Raw genomic sequence first — 26,311 nt, 5'->3', positions numbered from 1 at the left:
TTTCTCATGCGGCACTATCCGCCTGCTGGCTGCCGGAGGCGGTATAACATTGCAGACCGTCCTCTGCGGCGGCAATCACCACACTGCCGTTCTCATCGGTGCGCAGCACCTGCGCGCCCACCATGGCGAAGTTTTGCAGCGCCTGCTTATGCGGATGGCCATAGCTGTTGTCCTTTCCGCAGCTGACCACCACATACCGGGGCCGAATCGCCTGCAGGAAAGACAGGGTATTGGAGGTGCTGGAACCATGGTGCGCCGCCTTGAACACATCCGCCCGGGGCAGCTCGCAATGGGCCAGCGCGTCTTCCTCCACCTCGGTTTCCCCGTCGCCGGTAAGCATCACCCGCAGACCGGGAGCGCTGTAAAACAGCACCTGCGAGAGATTGTTGTAATTATCGGTCTCCACACCGCTGGCCAGCACCGAGAGGGCGGCTTCTCCAATGGAGAATTCCTGCCCCGACTCGGCGGTCACCACCGGGATATTCTGCTCTTCGATGGTATCCATCACCTTTTCAAAGGTTCGGGTGGTGGGATAGGGTGCCTTGTCGAAATCCGGCAGCAGCACCTGTTCCACCTGTACATGCTCCAGCACCGCCTGCATGCTGCCGATGTGATCTGCATGGGGGTGGCTCATCACCAGCAGCTTGAGCCGGGTGATGCCCTGTGCATCCAGGTAGGAAAGCAGCGCTTCTTCGCTGGAAGCCTCGCCCGCATCCACCAGACAGTACTCCTGACCGCTTTGCAGCAGGGTGGCATCCGCCTGGCCCACATCGATAAAGTGCACTGCCTGCGCATCCGAGGGCAGATTTTCCAGCCCCTGCGGCCGGGCGGAAACACCCAGAACGTCGTAAATATCCTCCCAGGTAAAGCCGCCGCCTGCGGCCTGCCCATTCAGGCCCAGCCGCAGCCCGATGACCAGACAGAAGGCTGTAAGCAGAAATACAATGCCCTGGGAAAAGGTGATTCGGATGGGATATTTTTTGCGCCGTGTACGCCTTTTTCTCCGCTTTGCCATGGGTTACTTCCGCCTGGTCTTGGGAGCAAAGGTGGGCCGGCCGGAATTCTTGCCGCCGCCCTTGCCGTGATTGGGAACAAATCGGCCCTGCACCGGCCGGGCTGCGTTTTTAGCATTCTGGGCACTCTTGCGGCCGGTGACGGGCCGGGCCTGCGCACTGACCTTCGGCTTGTAGCCGGGCACCAGCAGGGGAATCAGATCTTCCCGGTGGGTCTTGTGCAGGGCTTTGACCACCTTTTCCGCGTTGCGGGGCTCGTAATACTGCAGCAGAGCCCGCTGCAAAGCCTTGCCCTCCGGCGATTTTTCCACGAACACCGGCTTTAAGGTATAGGGATCCAGCCCGGTGTAGAACATGCAGGTGGACACGGTGCCCGGTGTGGGGTAGAAGTCCTGCACCTGCTCCGGGCGGATGTTGTGCTTGTACAGATATTCCGCCAGATAAACCGCATCCTCCAGCGTGCTGCCCGGATGGCTGCTCATCAGATAGGGCACCAGAAACTGCTTCTTGCCCGCCTTTTTGGTGAGCTCATAGAACCGCTTGGAGAACTTGTTGAACACCTCCACCGGCGGCTTGCCCATGTATTTGAGGGTGTTGGGCGCGCAGTGCTCCGGGGCCACCTTCAGCTGACCGGAGACGTGATGCTCCACCAGCTCCTTGAAGAAGGTCTCGTCCTTGTCCCAAGTGAGGTAATCGTAGCGGATGCCGCTGCGAATGAACACCTTTTTTACCCCGGGCAGAGCCCGCAGACGGCGCAGCATGTTCAGGTACTCGGTGTGGTCAATGATCAGGTGGGGGCAGGGGCCGGGGGCCAGGCACTTTTTGCCGCCCTGGCACATGCCCTCGGTCATCTGCTTGGCGCAGCTGGGCAGCCGGAAGTTGGCGGTGGGGCCGCCCACATCGTGAATGTAGCCCTTGAAGCCGGGCTGTTTGGTGAGCAGCTCGCCCTCTTCCACCACGCTGTCCACGCTGCGGCTGGTGACCCGCCGCCCCTGATGCAGAGTGATGGCGCAGAAGTTGCAGCCGCCGTAGCAGCCCCGGTTGTGGATGATGGAGAACTCCACCTCTTCGATGGCGGGCACACCGCCCAGCGCATCGTAGCTGGGGTGCCAGGTGCGGGTGTAGGGCAGGGCTGCCACCCGGTCCAGCTCCCGCCGGGTGAGGGGCTTGGCGGGCGGATTCTGCACCAGATAGCCGTGCTCCTGCTTCTGCACGATGATCTGGCCGGTGACGGAATCCTGATTGTCCATCTGAATGCGGCAAGCCTTCGCGTATGCCACCTTGTCGGTGCTCACCTTGTTGAAGCCTGCGCATTCCAGATATTTTGCGGGCAGATGGGCAAAGTCGGTCATGTAGCAGGTGCCCGCCACATCCCGAATCTCACTGGCCTTCTCCCCTGCTGCCAGCCGCCGGGCGATCTCCACCGTCTGGTGTTCGCCCATACCGAAGCTGATGATATCCGCCCCGGAGGTCTCGGCAATGCTGGGCAGCACGGTGTCCATCCAGTAGTCGTAATGGGCAAAACGGCGCAGGCTGGCCTCCAGACCGCCCAGAATCACCGGCAGATCCGGGTAAGCCTGCTTGGCCAGCTGGGTGTAAACAGTGGCGCTGCGGTCCGGCCGCTTGCCGGCCACGCCGCCGGGAGTGTATTCGTCCACCTTGCGGCGCACCTTGGCCACCGAATAGTGGGCAACCATGCTGTCCACATTGCCGCCGCCGATGAAAAAGCCGTAGCGGGGCTTGCCCAGCACCTTAAAGCTCTCGCAGGTGGTGTAGTCCGGCTGACTGATCACGCCCACCCGATAGCCCTCAGCTTCCAGAATGCGGCCGATGATGGCCGGGCCAAAGCTGGGGTGATCCACATAGGCGTCACCCATAACCAGAACAAAGTCCAGCTCGTCCCAGCCGCGCTGGCGCATATCCTCCTTGCTGATGGGCAAAAACTGTGTGCCCTGCTGCATAGGAAATCTCCTTTCTATTCCTCGCGGGCCAAAGCGGCCCGGTTCCATTGGTAAAACACATCCGTGATCGCAGAGCGCCCCCGGCAGGCCGCTGGTCTGCCGGGGGCACGAACGTCTGGCTTGATTCTATTGTAGCAAATCCCGCCCTGCATGTACAAGAGCGCAGGTTCAGGGAATCTCCTCCGGCACAGGGGCATTGTCCGCCCGCATGGACCGTTCGATCCACTGTTGACGGGTGATGAGCACCTCCCGAGGCTTGGCGCCCTGATAGGGTCCGATCACGCCCAGCTGCTCCATATCGTCCATGATGCGGGCAGCGCGGGCATAGCCCAGCTTGCACTTGCGCTGTAAAAGGCTGGTGGACGCCTGCCCGGCATCGATGACAACCTCCACCGCCTGTTCCAGCATGGGGTCGTGGCCGTCGTCCTCGTCGTCGCCGTCGCCGCCGGAGGCCTTCTCGGGCACCGCGTGCTTTTCCATCTCCTCGATCATCTTCTCGTCGTACTGGGAGGTGTTGTCCTTCTTGATGAAGTCCAGCACGGCACTGATCTCCTCATCCTTCACATAGGTACCCTGAATGCGCAGGGGCTTGGATGCGCCCACCGGCATGAAGAGCATGTCGCCCATGCCCAGCAGTTTCTCCGCGCCGCCCGCATCCAGAATGGTACGGCTGTCCACCTGGCTGGATACCGCGAAGGCGATTCGGCTGGGAATGTTGGCCTTGATCAGACCGGTGATTACATCCACGCTGGGGCGCTGGGTGGCCACGATCAGGTGCATGCCCGCGGCGCGGGCCTTCTGGGCAATGCGGCAGATGTAGTCCTCCACCTCTTTGCCAGCCACCATCATCAGGTCAGCCAACTCGTCGATGATAATGGCGATGTAGGGCAGCTTTTCCATACCGTCGGTCTCGGCGGCCATCCGGTTGAAGCTCTTGATGTCGCGCACGTTGTTCTCAGCAAACAGATGGTAACGGCGCTCCATCTCGGCCACGGCGCTGCCCAGCGCACCCGCCGCCTTGCGGGGCTCGGTGACCACCGGCATCAGCAGATGGGGAATGCCGTTGTATTCCGCCAGCTCCACCACCTTGGGGTCGATGAGAATAAGCTTCACGTCCTCCGGGCTGGAACGGTACAAAAAGCTGATGATGATGCTGTTCACGCACACCGACTTACCGCTGCCGGTGGAACCAGCGATCAGCAGGTGGGGCATCTTGCACAGGTCCGCCACCTGAGCGTTGCCGGCAATGTCCTTGCCCAGTGCCAGCGTCAGGGGCGAGGCGCTGCGGGTGTAGGCCTGGGACTCAAAGATTCCCCGGATACCCACCGGACTGGATTTCCGGTTGGGCACCTCCACGCCCACGGCAGGCTTGCCGGGAATGGGCGCCTCGATGCGCACGCCGGCCGCCGCCAGATTCAGCGCAATGTCGTCGGCAAGGCCGGTAATCCGGCTGATCTTCACGCCGGCCAGCGGCTGCAGCTCGTATCGGGTTACCGAGGGGCCGCGGCAGATGTCCAGCACGCGGGTTTTTACGCCAAAGCTCTCCAGCGTGCTCACCAGCAGCTCGGCGTTCTTTTTCAGTTCGGCTTCCACGCCCGGATCCTCCGCGGATTCCATCACCTGGAACAGGTCCAGCGGGGGGTACCGGTAAGCCGCGGGCCGTTCGGCAGGCTCGGCCAGCGCGGTTTCTGCCGGGGCTGCCGCCGGGTTCAGCGGACGCAGGGGTTCGCCATAGGAATTGCCCATGGTCTGGCTGGGTTCCATGGCCTTGTGGATCAGGCTGTCCAGCTCGGTGCCGCCGGTGGCAGGCTGCTCCAGATCCAGCGGAATCGGCTGATCCAGCTGGAAGGGAGGCTCGTCCGCGTCGGAGGGTTCCGGCGCATCGTCAAACCGCATCTCCCAGGCATAATCCGGGCTGCTGCTGGGGTAAGGCTCGAAGCCCACATCCGGGTCGGACTGGGGCTCCTCCATGGGAATTTCGGTTTCAAACTCACTGGGCTCGGAAGGCTGAGAAGAATCCATGGGAGGATACATGCCGAAGGTACCACCAGGGCCCACCAGCGGCTCCTCAGGCTGGGGTTCGATCTCGGTGGCAACCACCGGGTCCGGCCCAAGGTCGATGTCCACCTGAGGCTTTCTCCGGAAGCGCTGGGTAAAGGCCTCCTGTTTTTGCTGGCGGACAGCCGCACGCTCCTGAGCGGCAGCGCGGCGCTCGGGCTCCCGGCGCAGCTGCTCCTCTTCCCAGGCCTCACGCTGCTGGCGGGCAGCGTCCCGGTCGGCACGCCAGTCGCCCAGATAATCCTCCGCAATCTGCCACAGGTCACCCGGCGTTACGCCCATATACCACATGATCATGGCAATGAGCAGAATCACCAGCAGGATGTTCGCCGCCGGATGGCCGCACAGAGCCAGCAGGGTGCCGCCAATAATGCCGCCCAACAGGCCACCGCCGAGAATTCCCTGCCCATTGGCGTACAGCGCGGCTGTGGTCTCGCCGAAGCTCAGGCCCACCAGATCAATTTTGGAAAATACCACCGCCGTGCCGCAGATAAGCATCATCAGCAGCAGAGACTTGGCACAGCGCGCCCAGATGGGCCGCCCCAATGCCACCAGTACCGCAATGTAAAGCAGAACCGGCCCCAGCAAGTAGGTGCACACGCCGAACACACCGAACAGCACGCCGCGCAGCATGGCCCAGACCGACTGCCCGGCCACCAGCGCCATGGCGATGAGAACGATGCCCAGGCCAAACAGCAGAATGCTCCAGCTCTGGGCCACATCCGGCTGGCTGCGCCGCGAGCGGGAGCGGGTGGTTTTCGCGCCGCTTCTCGCGGCGGGTTTCTTCTTTTGTGCCATACGTTTCTTTCCCTCGTTGTATGTATTTCCGGCCCCCGCTCCGGAAAAGACCGGGCAGCGGGGACGCCGCGCTCTGTGCGCGGGAATATCTTTTCGGAACTTATCTATTGTAGCATAAAACAAAAGGTTTTAAAACCCAATTTATCGGACACTTTCTCCCTGTCGTGCCCCTTCGCCGCCACCCGTGCCGGTTCGATTGGCTTCAATCTGGCAATAAAGATAGTTCAGCGCGTCACCCAGGCCGCCCAGCTCGTCGATCAGGCCCTCTTCCACGGCCTGTTCACCACCCAGCACGGTGCCCACATCCATCACCAGCTCGCCGGTGTGCATCATCAGTTCCAGAAACCGTTTTTCGCTGATGTTGGAATGACTTTCCACAAAACCGGTAATCCGCTCCTGCATCTGCTCAAAATAGCGCATGGTCTGGGGCACCCCCAAAACCAGACCGGAATGGCGCACCGGATGAATGGTCATGGTGGCGGTGGGTACAATGAAGCTGCGCTTTGCACTGACCGCCAGCGGAATGCCAATGGAGTGCCCGCCCCCCAGCACCAGCGCTGCGCTGGGCTTGGTCACTCCGCTGATCAGCTCGGCCAGAGCAAGCCCGGCCTCCACATCACCGCCTACCGTATTCAGAATCACCAGCAGGCCCTCAATTTCCGGATCCTCCTCAATGGCCACCAGCTGAGGGATCACATGTTCATAGCGAGTCACCTTCTGTTCCTGCCCGGCGCTCACATGCCCCTCGATCAGGCCAATCACCGTAAGGCAGTGGATGGCATGACGGCCCTTGGTGCGGATCACCGAACCGGTATCCATCATGAAATCCTGCTCCAGCTTCTCCTGTTCCACCTGTGCATCGGTGGGCTGCGATGTATCATTTTTGAGCATTGGTCCGTTCTCTCCTTTGCATTTTTCTATCAGTTTGCACGAATTTTTTGTCTTTATGCCTTGCAAGCGCTCCGGCAGGCCGCAATTGGTTTGACAAGGCTTTTGGAATCCAGTATTATAAAGTATGGATATTTAAGCAAAAGGCCCGGTCGCGCCTTTTGCCCCCCGCGGCGCGAGCACGGCCACAGTGCCGGCCCGACGCCCGAAATCAAATCAAAAGACGGTGATTGTTTTATGAATCATGCTCAGGGAAAGGTTTCTCTGCCGGTGATCAAGCGGCTGCCCAAATATTACCGCTATATCAGCCAGATGCAGCAAAATGGCGTGGTGAAGGTTTCTTCCAGCGAACTGGCCCGGATGATGGGCACCACCGCAAGCCAGGTGCGCCAGGATTTCAACTGCTTCGGTGGATTTGGCCAGCAGGGAATCGGCTATAATGTGGATGTGCTGCTGCACGAGATCGGCCGCCTGCTGTTTGGCGACGGCGAAAAGCTGCCCACCATTCTGATCGGCGCCGGCCGTCTTGGCCGGGCGGTCTCCCGTTTTCTGACCACCGATACCAACGGGTATCATCTGCTGGCCGTATTTGACGTGCAGCAGGATCTGGTGGGCCAGAATCTGGACGGCATCCCCATTCATCACATCGACGAGCTGGAGGACTTCTGTGCAACCCACAAGCCTCAGGTGGCCGTTCTCTGTCTGCCCCGCGAGGGCGCAAAGGAGCTGTCCGGCCGGCTGGTGGAGCTGGGAATCCGGGGCTTCTGGAACTTCAGTCATTATGATCTTTCCATCCCTTACCCCAATGTAACGGTGGAAAATGCCCACCTGGGCGACAGCCTGATGAGCCTTGGCTATCGGCTGCGCAACGACTGATTACATCAAAAACAGCAGCCCGGCTGCGTTCTGCGCAGCCGGGCTGACTTTTGGCAAGGGGCACGCCCGCCCTTCGCCTTACAAAGAGGTTTGTGCAACACTATGGCAAAATTGTATTTTCGCTACGGCGCCATGAACAGCGGCAAAAGCACCGCCCTGATGCAGGTGGCCTACAATTACGAGGAACGTGGCATGCGGGTGCTGGTAATGAAACCCAGCGTGGACACCAAGGGCGGCGACAAACTGGTCAGCCGTCTGGGCGTAACCCGGCTGGTGGACATTGCCGTAACTCCCAAGCTGGATATTCTGGATCTGGTAAAAGACCTGCTGACCCGTGCGCCCGCGCCGGCCTGCATCCTCACCGACGAAAGCCAGTTCTTCACCCCTGAGCAGGTGGAGCAGCTGCTGCGCATCACCGTGGAGCTGAATATCCCGGTGATCGCCTACGGCCTGCGTACGGATTTCTCGCTGAAGGGTTTCCCCGGCTCCACCCGCCTGTTGGAGCTGGCCCATGCGGTGGAAGAGATGAAAACCATCTGCTTCTGCGGTCGCAAGGCCACCTGCAACGGCCGCAAGGTGAACGGCGAGTTTGTATTTGAAGGCGATCAGGTTGTCATCGACCAGGGCGGCGACGTGGAATATGTAAGCCTGTGTGCCCAGTGCTATTTCAGGGAGCGGGAGGATTTTTACCGCCGCCACCCGCGCATTACTGTTTGATAATAAACAAAAACACCCGGATGCTATTTACAGACATCCGGGTGTTTTTATTTACAGTACCACGCCCTTGACCAGCAGCGAGATGGTTCCGTCCGGCTCGTTGACGAACTCCACATAATCGTTGTCTCCCCGCAGCAGACTGGTGGGGATCTTCATCTCAATGCCACTTTCGGTTTTGATGGACTGGTATTCCATCCGCTTGATGCGGGCAGGCGGCACCGACACCGTTTCCTCCAGCGGCATATTTGCCTCTTCCAGCTCCTGGGTGAAGGATTCCACCGCCAGCGGGAACTGCTCTTCCAGCCGCTCCTTGACCCGCTGCACCTCCAGATTGCCGTCTCCGGCCACCGCCTCTTCGCAAAGAATAGCCGCGATCTCACTGTCGCTCTTCTGGTTATCCTCATAGCTCTGGCGCACCGCCTGCGCTGCTGCAGCCTGCACCGTTTGCAGCTTGGCCCGCTCAGGCTGGGCCTGGGTGCTGCGCAGAATCCGCTCGGACAGATAGAAGATTTTAGCTCCATCCACCTCATATTTCTTTTCCACCAGCTTGATGGAGCCGTCGGTCATGTCCACAATCACCGACTCATCCGGCTTGGAACCGGCGGCAGGCAGCAGGGTGCGCTGCTTGATCAGCGCGTTATAGTGCTGCCCCTCCACCTGCTGATAGTAGTGGGCATAGGCAGCCTTATAGTTCATTTTCAGAATGGCAATGCTCTCGTGACCGTTGATCGAACAGTACACCACGATCAGATCCGCATTGGGGATGGCCGGGCTGGTGCGCATGACCTGAAAGAATTCATCCGCCACCTGCTTGGAGCACTGCACAAAATCCTGATTTTCCAGAAGAAGCGCCGGAAAAGTGGATTCCGGCAAAAAACTGCAGTTTTTTACTGCGTCATTGTAATAGGCCTTTTCCAGATGAGCCGCCAGATAGTCGGCGGTATCGCCGTCCAGCTCCAGCAGCCGGTCAGAGAACACCGGCGCACCGCCGCTGGAATCGAGCACATGCACAATGGCCTTGAAAATCTGTAATTCCATGGGATCGTTTCCTTTCGGTTAACATTCTTTTTTATTATAGCGGAAAAGCCGTCATTTGGGTAGTGGTGCGCCAAAGCAAAAGCCGCCCGGAACAATCCGGGCGGCTTTTGCTGCTTGCTTTTATGGAGAAATTGAAGAGGAAGTGAATGAATCAGTCGCGGCCGCGGCGCCAGATTACCACGCCGGCAGCCACCACCACAATGCCGATTACCACAGGCAGTACACTCACCTTGGATTTTTCGGTCTGGGAAGCGGTGCTCTGGTTCTGAGCCTGGCTTTCACTCTCGGCTGCCTGGCTCTGGGCTTCGCTGGAGGCAGACTCACTCTGAGCCTGGCTCTCTTCGGAAGCGGACTCGCTCACCGCGCTCTGAGCGGTGGAGGAAGTACCGGGGGTCTTGCTGGTCGCAGTGGTTCCGGGCTGCGCAGTGGCGCTGGCAGCAGTACCACTCTGGTTATTGCTGCTCTGATTGCTGCCGTTCTGATTGGAACCGCCGGAAGGCTTCTGGGTTGCCTCAGGCTGCTGTGTGGCTTCCGGCTGCTGAGTTGCCTCAGGCTTCTGGGTAGCTTCCGGCTTCTGAGTTGCCTCGGGCTTCTGGGTAGCTTCCGGCTTCTGAGTTGCCTCGGGCTTCTGGGTAGCTTCCGGCTTCTGAGTTGCCTCAGGCTTCTGGGTAGCTTCCGGCTGCTCGGTGGGTTCGGGATCAGGCGATACTTCGCCCACATTCACATTCAGGGTTTCGGCCTGCATGGTCAGGGTTTCCTTGGAAGAACCCGCCCGAAGCAGACTCAGGCCGCTTGCCAGCTGCTCGGCAGAATCCTCATCCTCTCTGGGCAGGCCGGTGGTGATGGCCAGCTCCAGATATTCGCCTTCCGCCGCTTTCACCTGGATGCTGCCCAGGTCGGTTTTATCGTTATCAAACAGCTGACCGTTTGCACCCGCCACATAGACGGTGAGGACGCCGCTGTTCTGATCAAAGCTGTAACGCTTTACGGTACCGGCCAGATCATTGTCGAAATCAAAGCTCACACTGGCCTTGTCCAGCGAGCCGGATACGGGATTCAGCGTGAAGCTCATCTGCAGAGCATTCACGCCCTCGCCCGCGCCTGCCTGATGCAGATCCAGGGACACTTTGGCCCCTCCTTCAACAGGCTGCAGGCTGGGGGCCGCATCCGCGGCCGCCAACCCCTGCAGGGGCATCGCCATGACCAAAACCGCAGCCCCGATCAGGCCGATGATTTTTTTGTTCATGTCTTACTCCTTTATGCTTGGCCCCGAAGCGGGGCAATACCAATTCTTACTTATCCCCGGAAATGGTGATGGAGGGCAGGCTCTCGGGTACCTGCACCCACAGGGAGTCACTGACCAGACGCTGGCCCTGATTGGTGAGGGCATCGTCCACACGGTACAGCTCCACGCGCACCTGCTCGGGCAGAACTGCGTCGGGGCTGATCCAGTAGACCCAGCGGCCGTCGGAGGTGTTGCCCAGATCGCCCTTGTCCGGAACCGGAGCCAGAATGATCTGCTCGGCACTGCCCTCGCCGTTTTCACCGTAGCCCACAATCTTGCCATTCTGATCGTAAACGATCACGGCATTGTAAGCCGGGTTGCCCTTGTACTGGCCCACGAAGATCACGGAACCCGCCGGGATGAACCCATCGGTGTATTCGCTCTCCTCGTAGAGCTCCTGGTCATAGATGTAATCCTCTGCCAGAATGCCGACGCCATCCTCAAACAGCTCCACATTGTCGCCGGTGGGGCCCAGCACATCCAGCTCGGTGATGCTCACGGTCTGAGCACCCTGGAAGGTCAGGCGCAAGGCGGTGGCGCCGCTGGTGCGCATCCAGCCTTCGTCATTCACCGCGTATACGGTGGTGGAACCGGTGTCCTGCAGGCTTTCAACGCTTACGGGAACATCCACCCACTGGTCGTTTTCCTCCAGCTGAAGGACCAGAGTACCCGCGGGCACCTGACCCGCACCGCTCATCAGAGTGAACTTGAAGCCGGTCACATCCAGCTCCTTGCCGAACTGCACCTCGATCATGGCATCTCCGCTCTGGGCGGTACCGGTGTAGGTGGTGCCCAGATTGTCGTCGAAGGCCAGACCAATGGCGGATTTCACGCTGGCGTGGTCATGGGCGCCGGGATCAAAGCCGGCATCCGGATCCTGCTCGTCGTGATCCACCTCGGTGTCCTGCTCAGAGGTCATGTTGGTGGTAACGATCCAGGCGCTCTTGTCCTGGCTGCCGTCGTGGCTGATCTTGATCGCATCCAGAGAAACGGCCTCGGCGTAATCCAGATACTGATCCACAGGAATAATCTGATAGATAAAGGCACGGTTGTTGATGGTGGTTACCGTATCGGTAAAGGTAGCCGCGCCGTTCTCGTCCGCCAGCACAAAGCCAACGGTCTCGTTGTTTTCCTTGCCGCCGGAGATGGAGATCCGGTTGATCTCGTAGCCCAGCAGGCTGGAGGAAGCGGTCTGGGGAGCAATGGTCAGACTTACCTGATTCTGCGCCAGGCCGTTGGTGCCGTTGCCCTGAGTGCGAGTCACATCAGCAGCGCTGATTACGCTCTGACCCTTCAGGCTCTCACCATTCGGGTTCTGGATGCGGTAGCTCTGAGCCGAGTCATTCACATAGTAAATGGCACGGGTCTCAGGCTCGAACTGGCTCACATAGGCCGTGGTCTCCTCGTTGGCCACCAGGCCCCAGCGCAGGAAGAACTCGCTCAGATCCTTCTGAGCGGCCGCGCTGGCCAGTCGGATGATGTTCTGCTCGGAACCGCCGTTCAGCTTCAGGGCAACGCCGCCGGGAGCGGGAGCCTTGGAGGGAGTGCGGGAATAGGTATCCACCCGGGCAAAGAACAGATTGTCAAAGACCTCCTGCTGGGTATCAAAGGTCTTGTAGGGGTAGTAGTTGTCGTAGGCCAGACGCAGCTGCCAGTACATGGCCAGCTGCAGGAACACGTCGCTGGCGCGGCCGATGGTACCGCTGGTCACCTTGTCGTACACGGCATTGTAACCGAAGCGTACGCCGCTGGTACCGTAGGTAGCCAGCTGAGCGAAGTAGTTGTTGGTCACCTCAGCGATGGCATAGCTGGACTGGTTAATGTCGTGGCCGATCTCATGACCGATGCCCCAGCCGAACAGATCGCCGGACAGGTAGGCACCGTTCTCGTCAGCCTGCAGGGGCTGACCCTGCACCACGCCGGGCACAGAGCCCCAGCCAATGCCGATGTGGTTGCCGGCTGCATACATGAAGGCGCCGGCGAACATGCGCATGTAACGGATGTTCAGATGCTGACTGGGCACACGGTTGATGGCTTCCGACGCATTCTCGGTCAGGCCCTTGTGCTGGTAGAACAGCTCCATGGTCTGATCCATGGCCAGCATGGAATCGTTCAGGCGCTTGGCCTTTTCGGCGGTGGTGCCGCTGCCCAGACCCGCCAGCACCTGCTGGGCGGACAGGGAGAACAGCATGTGGTCGCCCATCAGCTCGGTAGCGCCCAGGATGCACTCTTCCTCGTTGTACTCGTAGTTGACGTTGGCATTGCTGCTGCCGGCATGCTCCTGCTCATGCAGAGCTTCCAGACCGGCCACATAGCTTTTCAGCTCTTTCACATACGCCTCGGTCAGAGCCAGACGCTCGGACTCGTCCTCGATGCCGTACAGGTCCAGCATGGGGATGGTGGTACCACCCGCCACACGCACACCATATTTGCTGGTCTTGTTGCTGGCGGCGTAGTACACATACAGGGAGCCGCCGCGCTCGAAGTCCTTGCTCACAATGACAGGAATGGTAAAGGTGTTCTCGCCCACCTTCAGCCGGCCGATCTGCTTCATGAAGCTGCCGGACTCGGCATTGTACTGGGTCGCCACCAGATACAGATCGGTGTTGGTACCGGTCTGCAGATCGGGGTTGCCCACATAAATGGTGATTTCCTCACCGGCAGCGGCGGTCACGCCCAGAGGTTGCCAGGGATTCAGGCCGGTGAAGCCCAGGCTGTTATCCGCATAGCCGCTCACATTGGCGCCCATGGCCTTGATGTGCTGCACGGGGCGCAGGTTGCTGCTGTTAGCCAGCAGATCGGCCGCGGTGTCCAGCTCGCGCTTGAGCTGAGTGTAGTTGGGATGCAGCTCGCCGCTGACTTCATCGGGAGTATCCAGACGGGTGTACAGCGCATTGATCACGCTCTGATCCACATCCTCCCGCAGGGTGGTGTGGTAATCGTCTACATACAGGGCCATGATATCTTCGTAGATGCTGTCATAGCCATAGAAACGCATTTCAGCGATCTTGATGCTTCTGGTCCAGCCGGTGGTGGTGCACAGATGCAGCTGATCGGTGACGATCCTGGTGCCGAAATCAATGTAGAAGTGACGGCGGCCGTTCTCATCGGTGCGGGTGTTCACACGCAGACCGGAGATCTCCTTCATGGAGTCGGTCTCCAGATCATGGTACCACACACGCACACTGCTGATGGCACCGTTTTCCGGCTCTGCAAAAGCCATGGCGCCAAACTCATAGGTGCCGTCAAAGGCTACTCGCAGGCCGCGGTCGTTGGGAGGCCAGCCGTAGTTCACGCCGTCGTCCCAGTCATTCACAGAGTAGTAGGAGGACTGGTCGCCATCCACCACGCCCAGGGCGCTTCTGCTGCCAGCCGCGTCCAGCGGGCTGTTCACCATCATGTTGGTGCCGCGCATGGTGGTCACGCTCTGGATGTGAGCGGTGAGCTGGCCCACACCGTTGGAGGTGTTGATCAGCTTGTAGGAGGGCATCCAGGCCGGCTCCAGGCTCAGGGTCTTGGCCAGCGCCGGAATGGCGTTGGGGCCGTCGCCCAGCTCGTTGGTGCCGTATACGGTGACCTCATACTCCACATTTTCTTCCAGATTGTCAATCTTGTAGCTGTTGGCGGTGATATTTCTGGCCGCCACAGTGTATTCCGCGTTTGCATCGCTCTTTTTGCGATACAGAACGGTGTAGCTGTCGGTATCCACCATGTCTTTCCAGTGCAGACTGATGGAGCGGTAGCCGCCGCTTGCCTCCAGATTGTCGGGGGCGTCGGGCTTCTTCTCCACCACCGGCTTCACGGTGATGGGATCGCAGTAACCGCTGGACCACTCACCGTTCAGAGACTGAACCTGCACGGTGTATTCCTTGCCGTTGACCAGCTTGCTGCCGTTCAGGCTGTCCACCAGAAGCTGGTTGGCGGTGGTGCGGATGGTGGCGGTAACATTTCCGGTGGAACCCTTTACAGGGCCGGTGATCTTGACCTCATAGGCAGTCACATTCGTTGCAGCCTTCCAGGTCAGCAGGAACGCCTTATCGGAACCGGTGCCGCTCAGGCCCTCGGGAATACTCATCTCAGGCTCGGGAATGCGATTCTCCATGCCGTTCAGGAATTCCACCTTGGAGATCTCGGCCAGATTGTTGCTCTGGGTGGCAGTGATGGTCAGGGTGATCTTCTTCACCGCAACCTGCTTGCCGAAGTTGATCTCCAAGGTGCCGTCCGCCTTGCGGGTGGCGGTGGCGGAAGTGGTGAACAGGCTGAACAGGGCAATACCGCGGGCCTTCTCTTCCTGAATCTCCACCGGGATGGTACCCTCCTGGCCGTTTTCGTCCACATAAGTAACCAGGATGGTACCTGCGGTCACCGCACCCTCACTGTTGGCGGGCGCCTGAATGGTCATACCGTCCATCTTGGGCAGTTCTTCTGCGGTCACGTCCTGATCATCGCCGGCAAAGTTGAAGTCAACCACAATGGGCTTTTCACTGATGGAAGTGCCATCCTCATTGCCCAGCGTTACGCCGCCGTTTTCGTTTACCAGATCCTTCAGGCTGCCGGTAACGGCAATCTCATCGCTCACGACGGGATCTGCAACATTATCCGCCACGCGGGTCTGCACAGTGGAGTACACATCGCCCACCTGCGCCTCTTCGCCGGTCAGGTTGTCAGCCAGCAGCTGCAGATCCGCCAGATCCACTTCGCCGCTGCCATTCAGGTCGGCCAGGCCACCCTGAACGCCGTTCTCAATGGCATTTACAATGGTATCGGCATCGTCGCCATTCAGCACACCGTCGCCGTTGGCATCGCCCACACGCAGCACACCGGGGTGAGCGGTGCTGCCGTAGCCGGCCAGATCGTCGGTGTACAGGGTCAACTCGCTGTACATGTTCTGGCTCACTTCCAGAGACTGGGTGTATGTGGCAAAGCCGGGAGCAGTGATTACCACCTGATAGCTGCCGGGCTCAAGACCGGTTTCGCTGAGCTTCAGCCGGGAGGCCTGACCCTCTTTGTTTTCCGTCAGCTGCCCGCCGACCTGTGCAACCGGCATTTCCTCTCCGTTTCGGTACAGGGTCATGACGAAGTCCACATTTTTCCCCATCACCATGGCTGCGTTGATTACAACAGACACGCCGCCGTTGGGCTCGGTCTCGGTGGGTTCCTCCACCTCATCCAGCAGCTCCGGCTCTTCCTGCATCTCAAGGGCATTTTCCTCCAGAACGAGCTCACTGGAAGCCAGTTCCTCGGAAACTGCTTCACTGGAAGCTACTTCACTGGAAGCTGCCTCGCTGGAAACACTCTCCTCGGAAGCAGCCTCACTGGAAGCACTTTCCTCGGAGACAGCTTCACTGGAAGTATTCTCTTCGGAAGCAGCTTCACTGGAGGCGCTCTCCTCGGAAACAGCTTCGCTGGAAGCAGGCTCCTCGGTCACAACAGTTTCGGGATCGGTCTCGTCCGGCTGCTGGCTGGCAGGTTCGCCGGCTTCCTTTTCGGACCCGGTCTGTACCTGCACCACCGATACGCTGCTCTGAGCGTCCATGGCTGCCACGGCAGGCAACAGCGCCTGCGAAGCAATGGTAGCCATCATGGTGAACGCCAGCAGATAGGCAATGATCGATTTCATGGTTCGATTGCTCATCCTTTCGTTGGAATTTCTCCACAGATTATCTATGCTTATCCCCAGCTCCCGAAGGAGCCTGGTTCTCTCAGCAGGCACTATTATATCAGTCACAAAAAACTTTTTCAATATTTTAATTTCTAAAATCGTTACCAAATCAATTTTTCAGCTTTTTGCCACAAAACCCCTGTTTTCAAGGAAATATCCGGCGCAATTTCCACAAATCAAGTAGAATTTAAACCCGTCAATTTCCTGTCAAACGGTCACAATTCCAATGGAATTTTTGAATTCGACCAACAAAAGGCGTGTTTTTCCACTAACCGGCTCACCTCTGCTGTCTGGTGTGGCATATCCGATCGGTCACACCGATGGTCATAAAGAGATTCGCCGGGCCGTGTTTCCAGCCCTATTCCCATCTCTTTTTGATTTTCGGTCACAAAAAAAGCCCGCCGCTTCGGAATTTCTTCCCAAGCGGCGGGCTCTTTCTTATTTATATAGGAATCGGTTTCGCGGCGCTCAGACCTTCTTCACGCCCAGGGTAACGGTCTCGCCGTTCACATCCCATTCCTTCACATAGCCGTCGGTGCTGCCGGTCACAACAGCATCCGCCAGCACATCGGAGGCAATGGAATCCTTATTGGCTTCCATCAGGGCGGTGATCTTGTCGTTGCCCATGGCATAGGCGGTGATGTGATCCTCCACATTGAAGCCGGCTTCCTTACGCATGGTCTGCAGCTTGCTTACCAGCTCACGCACAAAGCCTTCCTCCACCAGCTCGGGAGTGAGCTCGGTGTCCAGCGCAACGGTAACCTTGGCATCCTCCACCGAGAAGTACCGCTCGCTGCGGGTCATCTCGATGAGCAGATCCTCCTCGCCCAGCTTGATCTCGCCGGTGGAGAGGGTCAAAGTCAGACTGCCGGTCTCGTCCAGCTCCTTCTTGGCGGCGGGGCCGTTCAGGTTGGCCAGCAGGTTGCGGATCTCGCCCAGCTGCTTGCCGTATTTGGGTCCCAGAGTCTTGAGCTGCGGTTTGAAGGTGTAGTTGGTGAACATGGACATGTCATCGGTAAAGGTGACCTTCTTCACGTTCAGCTCGTCCTCGATGATCTCCACATAGTACTCACCCAGCTTCTCGTCTGCCTTCACAAACATTTCGGCCAGAGGCTGGCGGTTCTTGCGGTTGGCGCCATTGCGGGCGGAACGGCCCAGAACAACGATATCCAGAACCAGTTCCATGTCGCGCTCCAGATCAGCGTCCACAAAGCTCTCGTCCACCACGGGGAAGTCGCACAGATGCACGCTTTCGGGAGCGGACTTGTTCACGCTGCGCACCAGATTCTGATAGATGCTCTCGGCCATGAAGGGGATCATGGGGGCGGCCGCCTTGCAAACAGTCTCCAGAGCAGTGTACAGAGTCATGTAGGCGTTGACCTTATCCTGCTCCATGCCCTTGGCCCAGAAACGCTCACGGCTGCGGCGCACGTACCAGTTGGACAGATCGTCCACGAACTCCTGCAGAGCCCGGGCCGCCTCGGGGATAGCGTACTGATCCAGCTCAGTGTCCACGGTCTTGACCATGGTGTTCATCTTGGACAGAATCCAGCGATCCATAACAGACAGCTTATCCTTCTCCAGGGTGTACTGGGTGGGATCGAAGTTGTCGATGTTTGCGTACAGGATAAAGAAGGCGTAGGTGTTCCACAGAGTGCCCATGAACTTGCGCTGGCCCTCCTGCACAGCCTTGCCGGAGAAGCGCTTGGGCAGCCAGGGTGCACCCGCGGTGTAGAAGTACCAGCGGATGGCGTCGGCTCCGTAGGTGGCCAGAGCGTCGAAGGGATCAACGGCGTTGCCCTTGGACTTGGACATCTTCTGACCGTTCTCATCCTGCACATGACCCATAACCACAACGTTCTTGAAGGGAGCCTTGTTGAACAGCAGGGTGGAGATGGCCATCAGGGAGTAGAACCAGCCACGGGTCTGGTCCACCGCCTCGGAAATAAAGTCGGCCGGGAAGCGGCTCTCGAACACTTCCTTGTTCTCAAACGGATAGTGGTACTGGGCAAAGGGCATGGAACCGGAGTCGAACCAGCAGTCGATCACTTCCGGCACACGCTTCATCTGCTTGCCGCAGTCCGGGCAGGTGATGGTCACCGCGTCGATGTAGGGGCGGTGCAGCTCGATGTTGTCCGGGCAGTTGGGAGACATCTTCTTGAGCTCCTCGATGCTGCCGATGGAGTGACGGCAGCCGCACTCACATTCCCAGATGTTCAGCGGGGTGCCCCAGTAGCGGTTACGGCTGATGCCCCAGTCCTGCACGTTCTCCAGCCAGTCGCCAAAGCGGCCCTTGCCCAGAGAGGCGGGTACCCAGTTTACGGTGTTGTTGTTGCGGATCAGATCGTCCTTCACCGCGGTCATCTTGATGAACCAGGAGTCTCTTGCGTAGTAGATCAGCGGGGTGTCGCAGCGCCAGCAATGGGGATAGCTGTGCTCGAAGACCGGCGCGCTGAACAGCAGACCCCGGGTCTCCAGGTCGATCAGCACTTCCTTGTCGGCCTTTTTGCAGAACATGCCGGCCCACTTGGTCTCCTTGGTCATGCAGCCCTTGGCGTCCACCAGCTGCACGAAGGGCAGGCCGTACTTGCGGCCCACGTTGGAGTCGTCCTCACCGAAGGCGGGAGCAATGTGAACGATACCGGTACCGTCGGTCAGGGTGACGTAGCTGTCGCAGGTCACATACCAGCACTTCTCCTTGGGAGAAACGAAGTCGAACAGGGGCTCGTACTCCTTGTACTCCAGGTCCTTGCCCTGGTAGCTCTCCAGCACGGTGTAACTGCCCTCGCCCAGCACGGTGTCGGCCAGAGCCTGAGCGATGTAGTACACGGTGCCGTCCTCGTTCATCTTGACCTTCACATAAGTCTCGACCGGGTTCACACACAGAGCCACGTTGGAAGGCAGGGTCCAGGGGGTGGTGGTCCAGGCCAGGATGTAGGCGTCTTCGCCCTTGGCCTTGAACTTGGCAATGGCGCTGCGCTCCTTCACGTCCTTATAGCCCTGAGCAACCTCATGGCTGGACAGAGGGGTTCCGCAGCGGGGGCAGTAGGGCACGATCTTGAAGCCCTTGTACAAAAGGCCCTTTTCCCAGATCTGCTTCAAAGCCCACCACTCGGACTCGATGAAGGTGTTGTCATAGGTCACATAGGGGTCGTCCATATCGGCCCAGAAGCCGACGGTGCCGGAGAAATCCTCCCACATGCCCTTGTATTTCCAGACGCTCTCCTTGCACTTCTCAATGAAGGGCTCCAGACCATACTGCTCAATCTGCTCCTTGCCATCCAGGCCCAGCAGTTTCTCCACTTCCAGCTCAACGGGCAGGCCGTGGGTATCCCAGCCGGCCTTGCGGGGCACCTGATAGCCCTTCATGGCCCGGTAGCGGGGGATCATATCCTTGATAACGCGGGTCTCCACATGGCCGATGTGGGGCTTGCCGTTGGCCGTGGGGGGGCCGTCGTAGAACATGTAGGTCGGCCCTTCCTTGCGGGAATCGATGCTCTTCTCAAAGATGTGGCGTTCCTTCCAGAACTTGAGCACGTCCTTCTCGCGGTCAACGAAATTGAGATTCGGGTTTACTTTCTCGTACATCTTAAATCTCGTCCTCCTTGTTTTTCCGTTTTTTGAACGGAACGTACAAAAACAACAGAAAAAGCCTTCGCCCCTGCAAACAGGGCGAAGGCTTTGCGCTTTCGTTGTACCACCTTTTGCTGTGTACCATCATACACGCTCCCCTTAACGGAGGGATGCCGGCGGCGCCTACTGTGAGTTCAGCCCGCAGCTCCGGAGTGATCTTCGGCGGGGCGCTACTGGCGCGGGGCTCACACCCTCCCCCGCTCGCTTGGTCGTTCGCACCGGGCTTACTGTCTCCATCACAGCTGTTCTCTGTGTCTTTGCTAACAGATACACTTATATCATATACAACCGCAAAAGTCAAGGCAGCACCGCATAATTTCAGGCTGCGGAGCGCACTGAAAGGCCGGAGCAATGATTGCTCCGGCCTTTTGCGGTTTATTTAGTAATTCTCACAGCGCATCTCGAAGAAGCTCTGGGCGTAACCGCATACCGGGCACACCTCGGGAGCCTTCTTGCCCATGACCAGATGGCCGCACACACGGCACTCCCACATGGTCAGCTCGCCCTTCTCGAATACCTGCTGCATCTCAACGTTCTTCAGCAGACGGCGGTAGCGCTCCTCATGGCTCTTCTCGATGGCAGCCACCTTGCGGAACTTCTCGGCCAGCTCAGGGAAGCCTTCCTCTTCGGCATCTTTGGCAAAGCGGTCGTACATGTCGGTCCACTCGTAGTTTTCGCCCTCGGCTGCGGCCAGCAGGTTGTCGGCAGTGGAACCCAGGCCACCCAGGGCCTCGAACCACAGGCGGGCATGCTCCTGCTCGTTGCGGGCAGTCTTGCGGAACACCTCGGCCAGCTGCTCATAACCCTCGCGCTGGGCTACCTGAGCAAAGTAGGTGTACTTGCCGCGGGCCTGGCTCTCGCCGGCAAAGGCTTCGCGCAGGTTCTTCTCGGTCTTGGTGCCGGCATAACGGCTGCCGCTCTTAGGCTCCTCGATCTTCTCAAATACCGAAGCGGGCTTGCGGCAGCGGGGGCAGGTGAAATCCTCGGGCAGAGGGCCTTCATGAATATAACCACATACAGTGCAACGCCATTTTTCCATTGTCATTTCCTCCATATTCTTTTCGTTATTCCGGCAAATCAACACATGACGGCTCATGCAGTGCTGCCAGCTGATTCTTTCAATATTTTGTTGGTGGGTTTCGTTTCCGTAGATTAATGATAACATTTCCTATTTATTCTGTCAACCCCCTAACTAGGAATTTTTCCTATTTATTTTTTCAGTATGCTCACGCACACGAAAAAGCCCCCGCAGCAGAGCTGCAGGGGCAAAAAGATTCAGAACAAACGGGGGCGCGGCGCATAACTGGTGTGCAGAATGTGGTGGGCCTTTTCGCTGCCCGGCTCGCCCAGAAATTCCGCGTAGACCTGCTGAACCAGCGGGTTCTCGTGGCTGCGGCGCAGCACGCTGGCCTCATCCTGATCATACAGGGCCTTGGCGCGCAGAGCGCGGATGTCGGTGAAGTTGCGCACCGGGGCGGGCTGGATGGGCTGGCCGCCGCCGTTCACACAGCCGCCGGGGCAGGCCATGACCTCGATCATATCGTACTGCTTTTCCCCGCTGCGCACCATGTCCAGCACCTTGCCCGCGTTGGCGGTGCCGCTGACCACGCACACCCGCAGGGTGAGCCCGGCCACCTGATACTCCGCCTCCTTGATGGCGTCGGTGCCGCGCACCTGGGTGAATTCCACCAGCTCCACCTTTTCGCCGGTGAGGGTCTCCACCGCGGTGCGCAGGGCCGCCTCCATCACGCCGCCGGTGGCGCCGAAGATATGGCCCGCACCGGTGGCCTGGCCCATGGCCGGATCGAAGTCCTCGTCCGGCAGGTCGTTAAAGCGCAGGCCGCTGCGATGGATCATGCGGGCCAGCTCACGGGTGGTGATGGCCACATCCACATCCGGGATACCGTCGCCCGCGGCGCTCTGATCCGGGCGTCCGATCTCGAATTTCTTGGCGGTGCAGGGCATTACCGACACGCAGTATACATTTCTGGGGTCCAGTCCCATCTTCTCGGCATAATAGGTCTTGCTCAGAGCGCCGAACATCTGCTGCGGGCTCTTGCAGCTGGACAGATTGGGAATGAAGTCCGGGTGGAAGGTCTCGCAGTATTTGACCCAGCCGGGGCTGCAGCTGGTGATCAGCGGCAGCTTACCCCCGTTCTTCACCCGCTCCAGAAACTCGTGGGCCTCCTCCATGATGGTCATGTCGGCGGCAAAGTCGGTGTCGAACACGCCGTCGAAGCCCAGGCGGCGCAGTGCCGCCACCATCTTGCCCTGTACATTGGTGCCGATGGGAAGGCCGAATTCCTCGCCCAGAGCCGCACGCACGCTGGGCGCGGTCTGCACCACCACATGGCGGGTGGGGTCATCCAGTGCAGCCCACACCTTCTCGGTGTCGTCCCGCTCCACCAGAGCGGCGGTGGGACAGACCACAATGCACTGGCCGCAGCCGATGCAGGTGGAGTCCGCCAGCTTGCCCTCGAAGGCGCAGGCGATGTGGGTATTGAAGCCGCGCTCCACCACATTGATCACACCCACGCCCTGATTCTCGGCGCAGGTGGAGATGCAGCGGCGGCAGATGATACACTTGGAGCTGTCCTTCACCAGATGGGGTGCGCTGTCGTCATCCTGCCGCTCGGGCAGAACGCCCTCGAAAGCGTTGGATTTGTCCACGCCGTACTGCTTGCACAGGCGCAGCAGCTCACAGTCGCCGTTTCGCACGCAGCTCATGCAGTCCTGATTGTGGATGGAGAGAATCAGCTCCAGATTCATCTTGCGGGCGTTCTGCACCCGCTTGGTGTTGGTGAATACCTCCATGCCCTCGCTCACCGGGTAGACGCAGGCGGGCAGCAGGTTCTTTGCGCCTTTCACTTCCACCACGCAGACCCGGCAGGCTCCGTTCACCCGCTTAATCTCCTTTAAATAGCACAGGGTGGGAATGGTGATGCCCACCGCGTGGGCCGCCTCCAGAATGGTGGAGCCCTCCGGGGCCTGACAGGGCACGTTGTTGATCTTCAAATTTACCATATTCATTGCCGTGTGCCCTCCTTAGCCTTTGCTGATGGCGCCAAAGCGGCAGGTGTCCATGCAGGCGCCGCACTTCACGCACTTGTTGGTATCGATGCTGTGGGGGTTGCGCACACTGCCCATGATCGCATCCGCCGGGCAGTTGCGGGCGCACAGGGTGCAGCCGCGGCACTTGTCCGGGTCGATCTTGTACACCAGCAGCGCCTTACACACGCCCGCCGGGCAGCGTTTGTCCTGAATATGCGCCAAATATTCCTCCCGGAAATACTTCAGGGTGGACAATACCGGGTTGGGCGCGGTCTGGCCCAGGCCGCACAGGCTGTTGTTCTTCACAAACTCGGCCAGCTCTTCAATGCGCTCCAAATCCCGCATGGTTCCGTTGCCGCTGGTGATCTTCTCCAGCAGCTCCAGCAGCCGCTTGGTGCCTACCCGGCAGGGGGTACACTTGCCGCAGCTTTCGTCCACGGTGAATTCCAGAAAGAACTTGGCGATATCCACCATGCAGGTGTCCTCGTCCATGACGATCAGACCGCCGGAGCCCATCATGCTGCCGATCTTGTTCAGGGAATCGTAATCGATGGGGGTGTCGATCAGCTCGGCGGGGATGCAGCCGCCGGAGGGGCCGCCGGTCTGGGCCGCCTTGAACTTTTTGCCGTCCGGAATGCCGCCGCCAATCTCCTCCACAATCTCCCGCAGAGTGGTGCCCATGGGAACCTCCACAAGACCGGTGTTGTGGATCTTGCCGCCCAGGGCAAACACCTTGGTGCCGGGGCTGTTTTCAGTGCCCATGCTGCGGAACCACTCGGCTCCGTTCAGAATGATCTGGGGAATGTTGGCGTAGGTCTCCACGTTATTTAAAATAGTAGGCCGGCCGAACAGGCCCTTTTTGGCCGGGAAGGGCGGACGGGGTCTGGGCTCGCCCCGGTTGCCCTCAATGCTGGTCATCAACGCTGTTTCCTCGCCGCAGACGAAGGCGCCCGCGCCCAGCTTGATCTCGATGTCAAAGTTAAAGCCGCTGCCGAAGATGTCCTCCCCCAACAGGCCGTAGTCCCGGGCCTGATTGATGGCAATCTGCAGCCGTTTCACCGCGATGGGATACTCCGCCCGCACATACACATAGCCCTTGTCGGCCCCGATGGCATAGCCTGCGATGGCCATGGCCTCGATCACCGCATGGGGGTCGCCCTCCAGCACGCTGCGGTCCATGAACGCGCCCGGGTCGCCCTCGTCCGCGTTGCAGCACACAAACTTCTTCACCTTGCCCCGGTCGGCGCAGGCCAGCTGCCATTTGCGCCCGGTGGGGAAACCGCCGCCGCCCCGGCCCCGCAGGCCGGAATCCAGCACGGTCTGAATCACGTCGTCCGGCGTCATCTCAGTAAGTGCCTTGCCCAGCGCGGCATAGCCGTCGAAGGCGATGTATTCCTCAATGTTTTCCGGGTTGATTACGCCGCAGTTGCGCAGCGCCACCCGCTTCTGTTTTTTGTAAAATCCGGTCTGATCCAGACTCTTGATCCGCTCGCCGTCCACCGTTTCGTCAAACAGCAGGCTGCGCACCGGGCGGCCCTTGAGCAGGTGCTCGGTCACGATCCACTCCACATGCTCTTCCTTCACCCGGCTGTAAAAGCTGCCCTCCGGGTAGATCACCACGATGGGGCCCAATGCGCATAAACCAAAGCAGCCGGTGCGTACCACCTTAACCTCGCTATCCAGCCCATGGCGTTCCAGCTCCCGCTCAAAGGCCGCGGCGATTCGGTCGCTGCCGGACGAGGTGCATCCGGTGCCGCCGCAGATCATCACATGATTTCTGTACACTGTGCCGCGCCCCCTTTCACTTGGTCAGCGAACCGATGATGTAGTCCTGCACCGGCTCGCCCTTGATCAGATGCTGGCGCACCATGCGGATGGCCTTTTCCGGGGTCATCTTCACATAGGTCACCTTCTCCTTGCCCGGCTCGTACACCTCCACCACCGGTTCATACTGGCAGATACCGATGCAGCCGGTCTGGGTGACCTGCACACCGGCCACATTCTCCCGGGCCAGTTCCTCCACAATGGCGTTCAGCACCGGCCTTGCACCGGCGGAGATGCCGCAGGTGGCCATGCCAACCACCACACGAATGGTATTGCTGTCGCTCTCGCGGGTATTCACGGTCTGGCGCATCCGGTCCCGGATGGCCTCCAGTTCTTTCAGGCTTTTCATGGGTTTGTTTCACTCCTTTTCCAGCAGGGGGGCGCTGTTTTCTTCTATATATTCCCGGAGGAACAGCGCCACTTCGGGCTGTGCCAGGGGCACATCGCCCAGGATCTGTTTGATCTCGCGGCTGTTTACCGCGAAGCTTTGGTCGTTCACATGCAGCTCATAGCAAAAATCCCGCTCGGGATTCGCCTGCATCAGGGCGGAGATGGTGCCCGCCATATCGCCCAGAGGCGGGCGGTCGATGTGGGAAAGGCCAAACCAGGCCGTGACCCGGGTCCCCTTTCCCGGCGAACTCTCGATGGCCACGTCGCCTCCGGTAAGCTGAGCGGTCAGCCGCAGCAGCGGCAGCCCAAGGCCCACCTTCCGGGTGGTGCGGCTGGTATAAAAGGGATCCAGCGCCGCCCGGGCCTGCTCATCGGTCATGCCCCGGCCGTCGTCCTCCACGGTCAGCTCCAGCCGGTCGGCAGCGGTATCCATCCGCAGGATGATGCGGGTATTCGCTGCCCCTGCGGCCACCGCGTTCTGGGCGATGTCCATCACATGCATGCTCAGTTCCTGCATGGCCGCTTACTCGTATTTCGCCAGAATGGCATCCAGCTCGGCATCCTCACCGGTAAGCCGGCCGTATACATCGTCGTTCACCATCATCACCGGGGCCAGACCACAGGCGCCCACGCAGCGGCAGCTGTCCAGACTGAATTTGCCATCCGGGGTACACTCACCGTCGCCGATGCCCAGCTTTTCCTGCAATTTTTCATACAGCTTTCCGCTGCCCTTCACATAACATGCGGTTCCCAGGCAGACACTGACCCGGTAGCGCCCCTGGGGCACCAGCCGGAACTGGGAGTAGAAGGTTGCCACGCCATAAACCTCGGCCAGCGGGATGCCCAGCGCATCCGCTACCATACGCTGCACCTCAATGGGCAGGTAGCCATAGATCTCCTGGGCTTTCTGCAGAGCAGGCATGGTCACACCGGGCATATCCCTGTGCTGGTCCAGCCATTCGGTGAGCTGACGCTCCTGCTCGGGGGTCCCTGCGAAGGGCAGGGTGGAAAAACGCCTCATGTTGGGTATCCCTCCGTTTTCTGTTTTTTTATGGGTGGCCGGCTCATCCCCAGGCCACCTTTGCTTTTGGCTTAATGGTATCATTGTATCATAAAA

Annotated in this window: 17 protein-coding genes; 2 read left to right on the top strand and 15 right to left on the bottom strand. The window is 59.5% G+C overall.

Annotated elements, in window-relative coordinates; all coding sequences use genetic code 11:
• Positions 1-4: 4 nt before the first annotated feature.
• The 4 genes from ACESYO_RS00485 to ACESYO_RS00470 form a co-directional block, all read right to left on the bottom strand.
• Positions 5-1,015 (bottom strand): ComEC/Rec2 family competence protein, encoded by a 1,011-nt coding sequence (locus ACESYO_RS00485; protein WP_373209132.1) that lies wholly within the window; start codon positions 1,013-1,015, stop codon positions 5-7.
• A 3-nt stretch (positions 1,016-1,018) separates the two neighbouring features.
• The gene (locus ACESYO_RS00480) at positions 1,019-2,974 is read right to left on the bottom strand and encodes a YgiQ family radical SAM protein (protein WP_373209130.1); all 1,956 of its coding nucleotides are present in this window, start codon (positions 2,972-2,974) and stop codon (positions 1,019-1,021) included.
• A 168-nt stretch (positions 2,975-3,142) separates the two neighbouring features.
• Positions 3,143-5,830, bottom strand: coding sequence for a DNA translocase FtsK (locus tag ACESYO_RS00475; RefSeq protein ID WP_058966834.1), 2,688 nt, complete (start codon positions 5,828-5,830; stop codon positions 3,143-3,145).
• A 141-nt stretch (positions 5,831-5,971) separates the two neighbouring features.
• Positions 5,972-6,721: a ClpP family protease gene (locus ACESYO_RS00470; RefSeq protein ID WP_058966836.1), complete on the bottom strand. Its 750-nt coding sequence runs from the start codon at positions 6,719-6,721 to the stop codon at positions 5,972-5,974.
• A gap of 234 nt (positions 6,722-6,955) precedes the next feature.
• Here ACESYO_RS00470 and ACESYO_RS00465 point away from each other — a divergent pair, with 234 nt between their 5' ends.
• Both ACESYO_RS00465 and ACESYO_RS00460 read left to right on the top strand, forming a co-directional pair.
• On the top strand, positions 6,956-7,594 hold the full coding sequence (locus ACESYO_RS00465; RefSeq protein ID WP_058966838.1) for a redox-sensing transcriptional repressor Rex: 639 nt from the start codon (positions 6,956-6,958) through the stop codon (positions 7,592-7,594).
• 102 nt (positions 7,595-7,696) lie between these two features.
• A complete protein-coding gene (locus ACESYO_RS00460; protein ID WP_058966840.1) occupies positions 7,697-8,311 on the top strand; it encodes a thymidine kinase in 615 nt (204 codons plus the stop codon).
• Positions 8,312-8,362: 51 nt separating this feature from the next.
• Here ACESYO_RS00460 and ACESYO_RS00455 read toward each other — a convergent pair whose 3' ends face one another.
• From ACESYO_RS00455 to ACESYO_RS00405, 11 genes are all read right to left on the bottom strand, one after another.
• Positions 8,363-9,349 carry a nucleoid-associated protein gene (locus tag ACESYO_RS00455; RefSeq protein ID WP_058966842.1) on the bottom strand — a complete coding sequence of 329 codons (987 nt, stop codon included), beginning with the start codon at positions 9,347-9,349 and terminating at the stop codon, positions 8,363-8,365.
• Positions 9,350-9,500: 151 nt separating this feature from the next.
• Complete coding sequence (locus ACESYO_RS00450) at positions 9,501-10,595, bottom strand: hypothetical protein (protein WP_373211159.1); 1,095 nt, start codon at positions 10,593-10,595, stop codon at positions 9,501-9,503.
• Positions 10,596-10,641: 46 nt separating this feature from the next.
• Entirely contained in the window at positions 10,642-16,254 is a 5,613-nt protein-coding gene (locus tag ACESYO_RS00445; protein WP_373209124.1) for a fibronectin type III domain-containing protein, read from the bottom strand.
• A gap of 257 nt (positions 16,255-16,511) precedes the next feature.
• A complete protein-coding gene (locus ACESYO_RS00440; RefSeq protein ID WP_373211157.1) occupies positions 16,512-16,685 on the bottom strand; it encodes a hypothetical protein in 174 nt (57 codons plus the stop codon).
• A 79-nt stretch (positions 16,686-16,764) separates the two neighbouring features.
• Positions 16,765-19,884, bottom strand: a complete 3,120-nt coding sequence (gene ileS / locus ACESYO_RS00435) for an isoleucine--tRNA ligase (RefSeq protein ID WP_058966848.1) — start codon at positions 19,882-19,884, stop codon at positions 16,765-16,767.
• 424 nt (positions 19,885-20,308) lie between these two features.
• Positions 20,309-20,968, bottom strand: coding sequence for a rubrerythrin (gene rbr / locus ACESYO_RS00430; RefSeq protein ID WP_058966850.1), 660 nt, complete (start codon positions 20,966-20,968; stop codon positions 20,309-20,311).
• A 236-nt stretch (positions 20,969-21,204) separates the two neighbouring features.
• Entirely contained in the window at positions 21,205-22,959 is a 1,755-nt protein-coding gene (locus ACESYO_RS00425; protein WP_058966852.1) for an NADH-dependent [FeFe] hydrogenase, group A6, read from the bottom strand.
• Positions 22,960-22,974: 15 nt separating this feature from the next.
• On the bottom strand, positions 22,975-24,765 hold the full coding sequence (locus ACESYO_RS00420) for an NADH-quinone oxidoreductase subunit NuoF (protein ID WP_058966854.1): 1,791 nt from the start codon (positions 24,763-24,765) through the stop codon (positions 22,975-22,977).
• A 16-nt stretch (positions 24,766-24,781) separates the two neighbouring features.
• Entirely contained in the window at positions 24,782-25,153 is a 372-nt protein-coding gene (locus tag ACESYO_RS00415) for a (2Fe-2S) ferredoxin domain-containing protein (RefSeq protein WP_058966855.1), read from the bottom strand.
• A 9-nt stretch (positions 25,154-25,162) separates the two neighbouring features.
• On the bottom strand, positions 25,163-25,711 hold the full coding sequence (locus ACESYO_RS00410) for an ATP-binding protein (protein WP_132587312.1): 549 nt from the start codon (positions 25,709-25,711) through the stop codon (positions 25,163-25,165).
• Between the two features lie 6 nt (positions 25,712-25,717).
• Positions 25,718-26,215 (bottom strand): NADH-quinone oxidoreductase subunit NuoE family protein, encoded by a 498-nt coding sequence (locus ACESYO_RS00405; RefSeq protein ID WP_058966859.1) that lies wholly within the window; start codon positions 26,213-26,215, stop codon positions 25,718-25,720.
• Positions 26,216-26,311 lie beyond the last annotated feature (96 nt).

The organism is Allofournierella massiliensis, assembly GCF_964241245.1.
Classification (GTDB): domain Bacteria; phylum Bacillota; class Clostridia; order Oscillospirales; family Ruminococcaceae; genus Allofournierella; species Allofournierella massiliensis.
The sequence above is the reverse complement of the archived record's forward strand: the minus strand, read 5'-3'. Positions and strand labels throughout refer to the sequence as shown.